Origin of the sequence: Hydrocoleum sp. CS-953, assembly GCF_002260545.1 — a bacterium.
GTDB lineage: Bacteria > Cyanobacteriota > Cyanobacteriia > Cyanobacteriales > Microcoleaceae > Trichodesmium.
In genome coordinates, this window is sequence record NZ_LGSU01000700.1 from 1 (window position 1) to 4,294 (window position 4,294).

General features: G+C 38.7%; 6 protein-coding genes and 1 pseudogene. All 7 read right to left on the reverse strand.

The features are described from left to right. Positions 1-192: 192 nt before the first annotated feature. Positions 193-576 carry a 30S ribosomal protein S13 gene (gene rpsM, locus AFK68_RS08140; RefSeq protein ID WP_094672307.1) on the reverse strand — a complete coding sequence of 128 codons (384 nt, stop codon included), beginning with the start codon at positions 574-576 and terminating at the stop codon, positions 193-195. A 92-nt stretch (positions 577-668) separates the two neighbouring features. After that, entirely contained in the window at positions 669-782 is a 114-nt protein-coding gene (gene rpmJ / locus AFK68_RS08145; protein WP_011612502.1) for a 50S ribosomal protein L36, read from the reverse strand. Positions 783-894: 112 nt separating this feature from the next. Next, positions 895-1,119, reverse strand: coding sequence for a translation initiation factor IF-1 (gene infA / locus AFK68_RS08150; protein WP_008191178.1), 225 nt, complete (start codon positions 1,117-1,119; stop codon positions 895-897). 229 nt (positions 1,120-1,348) lie between these two features. Next, a complete protein-coding gene (locus AFK68_RS08155) occupies positions 1,349-1,948 on the reverse strand; it encodes an adenylate kinase (RefSeq protein ID WP_094672308.1) in 600 nt (199 codons plus the stop codon). Further along, positions 1,948-3,288: a preprotein translocase subunit SecY gene (gene secY, locus AFK68_RS08160; protein WP_094672309.1), complete on the reverse strand. Its 1,341-nt coding sequence runs from the start codon at positions 3,286-3,288 to the stop codon at positions 1,948-1,950. The genes AFK68_RS08155 and secY overlap by 1 nt, the downstream gene beginning before the upstream one ends. A 73-nt stretch (positions 3,289-3,361) precedes the next feature. After that, positions 3,362-3,853, reverse strand: coding sequence for a 50S ribosomal protein L15 (gene rplO / locus AFK68_RS08165; RefSeq protein WP_094672310.1), 492 nt, complete (start codon positions 3,851-3,853; stop codon positions 3,362-3,364). A 175-nt stretch (positions 3,854-4,028) separates the two neighbouring features. Then, a pseudogene (locus AFK68_RS08170) lies at positions 4,029-4,294 on the reverse strand (30S ribosomal protein S5); the annotation flags it as partial.

A 4,294-nucleotide genomic window follows, 5' to 3' on the forward strand; every position in this document is an offset into this window, starting at 1 on the left:
GCATTACATAGTATAAGTATTTTTACTTAAATAAGCTATGTAAGATTAAGACATAAGTATAATCTAATCAAATAATACTCGTTATTAAAGATTGGACTGAATTTTCATCAGACTTTATTTAATTAGATAGATACTAATCTTTTCTTAACTAAGAGCTTCCAAAAATAAAAATATACATATACAAGCAAACTTCTACTTCTTAGCAGCAGCTTTCTTCTTACCAGCTACAGTTCGCCGTACACCTCTACGAGTTCTTGCATTGGTGCGAGTTCGCTGTCCTCTAACTGGTAAACCCATTCTATGTCGGCGACCTCGATAAGTACCAATGTCCATCAATCGTTTGATGCTCATGGCTTCAAATCTTCTGAGGTCTCCTTCAACCTGATAGTTGTTTTGGATTACAGAACGAAGTGCTGCTACATCCGCATCACTTAAATCCTTGACACGGATATCAGGATTTACACCTGTTTCAGCTAAGATGTCTTGAGACCGAGATAGTCCTATTCCATATATATATGTCAGACCAATTTCTATACGCTTATCGCGTGGGAGGTCTACCCCAGAAATTCGTGCCACTTTACTTTTTCTCCCTCACCTTTAGATAGAATTTACATCAGCTTGATGAGTATGGACTACTATACTCTTAATATCTGTGTCTAAGATTATGTCTAACCTTGACGTTGTTTATGTTTGGGGTTAACACATATCACCATTACTCGCCCTCGACGACGAATAACACGACACTTTTCACAAATTTTTTTGACAGATGCTCTAACTTTCATGCCTTTTTTGGCAACGCTACAAATTTTATATTATATCATCTAGATATATTTTCAGCAACTAAGCTGAACCTCTACGAATCTGACAAAATCTTAAAAATAGGTTGTATAAATACTATTTTTTCCGAAGTCGATAGGTGATTCGGCCTTTTGTCAAATCGTAGGGTGTTAACTCTACCTTGACTCGATCGCCTGGTAGAATTTTGATGTAATTACGACGGATTTTACCGGAAATATGAGCTAGTACATTAAACCCATTATCCAAGTCTACCCTGAACATAGCATTAGGTAGGGATTCCGTCACTGTTCCCTCCATTTCTATGAGATCTTGTTTAGCCAACTTTTAATAACCTCAACCCTGCAAGTAAGAAATTTAGTTTGGGATTAGCCTGATTATTTCAGTTGATTCCCTTAACATATCTTATCAAAAGTTTTTAATTTTTAGAGGTTATTCAGTATGAGGGATAATATCTCTACAAATATTTAGCTGGCTTATGTAACTTCAAAAATCTAATTTTAGGTATAAAAAGTTTAAATTTTTCACCTTCAAAATCTGATTCCAAGTTACTTCAGCTTAGTTGATCAACCGCTTGTTTCAGAGAATCAGTCACAGCATCAATCGCATGATTTCCATCTACAGTAATTAACTGTTGACTTGCTTCATAAAACTCAATCAAAGGTTCTGTTTGTTGATAATAAACTTGTAAACGATTTTTAATAGTTTCTTCATTATCATCTTGACGACCCCTTGATAACAAACGAGCTACTAAAATATCATCCGGCACTTGTAAATTAATGACTTGAAAAGAATTACTAATTTTAGCTTTTCCTGTTTCAGTCTCATTTTCATTTGTACTTGTAGACAAAAGTTTTTTGACAAACTCCTCTGCCTGAGTTACAGTCCGGGGAAAGCCATCTAGAATCCAACCATTCTGAGCATCAGGGTTTTCCAATCTTTTTTGAACCATATCAAGGATAAGTTCGTCAGGAACTAGATCGCCTTTATCCATATATTCTTTGGCTTGAATACCCAAAGGAGATTCTTCTGCTACATTAGAGCGCAAAATATCACCCGTAGAAATATGAGGAACGTGGTAAAACTCTGCTATTAGAGAAGCTTGTGTTCCTTTCCCTGCCCCTGGCGGACCCAAAAAAACCAGTTTTACCACTATTGCTTCACCATTCCTTCGTATCTTTGGGAGATAACATAAGTTTGAATCTGTTTCGCTGTATCTATTGCTACACCTACTAGAATTAATAGAGAAGTAGCTCCTAATCCTCTAAATGTAGGTACACGGGTGGCACTTTCTACCGCAGTCGGAACTATTGCTACTAAACCTAGGAAAATAGCTCCCAGGAAAGTCAAGCGATTCAAAACTTTCTCTATATACTCGCTAGTAGTTTTACCTGGACGAATACCTGGAATACTTGCCCCCATTTTCTTCAGATTCTGCGACATATCAATTGGGTTCATAATTAGGGATGCGTAGAAATAACTGAAGAATAAAATCAAAACGAAGTAAAATAAAGCATACAGCCAAGGAGTAGGACCACTAGGACTTATCGCAGTAGCAATCTGAGATATAATAGGGCTATTGGCAAACTGAGCTAAGGATACAGGTAATATCAGAACTGCTGAGGCAAAGATGATGGGCATTACTCCACCTTGATTCAATCGTAAAGGTAGATAGCTTTTTGTTTCCCGATATAGTTTTCTACCTACTTGACGACGAGCTGAAAGTATAGGAATTCTGCGACTTCCTTCTTGCACAAATACAATACCAACAATCATTACTAGGAACACCAGCAACAAAATAATTGCCCGGCCAACGATCGCCCGGTCTCCTCCTTCAAACAATTTAATCGTGTCCCCTAATGACTGAGGAAGTACAGCAACGATGTTCACAAAAATAAGTAAGGATGCGCCATTTCCAATACCTCTTTCTGTGATTAATTCTGATATCCACATCACAAACATTGAACCTGCTGTAATTGCCAAAATAGTTTTAGCAATAAAGAAAGGTCCTGGATTAATTGCTACAGTTACAAATTCTCCATTAATCTCTCCAGATGAGTTATTCAGAAATATTGCTAAACCAAAGCTTTGTAAAACTGACCAACCCAACGCCACATAACGAGTAATTTGAGAAATCTTGCGACGTCCTGCCTCACCTTCATTTTTCTGCAAGTTTTCCAAACTTGGTAGAGCTGCGGTCATCAATTGAATAATAATTGATGCGTTAATATAGGGTATGATTCCTAATGCAAAAATACCTAATGCGGAAAAACCACCACCAGAAAAAAGGTCGAGGAATCCAGTTAAAGCCTGATTTCCAATTGTTTCTTTAAAAGCTTCTCTATCTATCCCTGGTACTGGTAGGTAAACACCTAAGCGCACCAACAGGAGTAAACCTATTGTTACGAGAATTCGCCCTCGCAACCCGGCAGCTTGGGCCATCTGCAAGAATGTCTCTTGAGCAGTTGGTGCCTTGTCTCTACTAATGTCCATATCTATTTGAGATTTTGTTTTTTATATTTTTGATTTTAGCAAAGTTGGGCAGAATCCTCCGCTTTCAGATATGTTAGTTCTCTTGTCCGTCTGTTGAGTCTTCATTAGAGACAGTTTTAGAGCCGATTTCTTGGCAACTGCCACCTGCTGCTTCTATTTTTGTTCTAGCTGAAGCTGTAAAAGCTGCTGCATGAACTTTGAGTGCGACGTTCAACTCTCCATCTCCCAGGACTTTAAGTGGACCATCGTCGCTGGTAATAATTCCAACTTCCATTAGGGAAGCAAGAGTTACCTCTGTGTTAGCTGGCAATGATGCTAACTTACTCACATTTATAATCGTGTATTTTTTCCGATTTACCATCGGAAAACCTTTTAATTTTGGCAAGCGACGATATAAGGGATTTTGGCCACCTTCAAATCCTGGTCTGGTGCTGCGACCAGACCGAGATTTTTGACCCCGCATCCCTTTACCGCAGCTTGCACCTTGGCCTGCGGAGATTCCCCGGCCTACTCTACGACCGCGCTGTTGGGAACCTTTTTTTGGAATTGCATCTTTTAATCGCATATTTATTAATCTTTATTAGCTGTTAATTTACCTTGACATCCTCCCGAAGCAGAAACCGGGTTTATCGGCGAAATGGTATTAAAAACAAGGTCGGGGCAATAAACCCGGTTTCTTGTTTGAGTGCGTAAGTCCTGTAGGCATTAATTATCCAATTTCCCATTAGTCTAGTTTGGGACTAAACATATAAATTTTCTATAGGTACATCTCGCTCTTGAGCTACATCTGCTAATGTCCTCAAGCCATCTAAAGCGTTAACAGCAGCTCTGGCATTATTTAATGGATTATTAGAGCCTAACTGTTTGGCTAATATATTCTGAACACCTGCTAGTTCCAGAACTGTTCTAACAGCTCCCCCCGCAATAACTCCTGTACCTGGTGCTGCTGGCCGCATCATTACTTTGGCTCCTCCACCAATACCATTTACTGGGTGAGGAATAGAAT

Bases quoted from the DNA above. Each gene is read 5' to 3' on its own strand.
- rpmJ (WP_011612502.1), bottom strand. From the start codon at position 782: ATGAAAGTTAGAGCATCTGTCAAAAAAATTTGTGAAAAGTGTCGTGTT.
- rplO (WP_094672310.1), bottom strand. From the start codon at position 3,853: ATGCGATTAAAAGATGCAATTCCAAAAAAAGGTTCCCAACAGCGCGGT.
- secY (WP_094672309.1), bottom strand. From the start codon at position 3,288: ATGGACATTAGTAGAGACAAGGCACCAACTGCTCAAGAGACATTCTTG.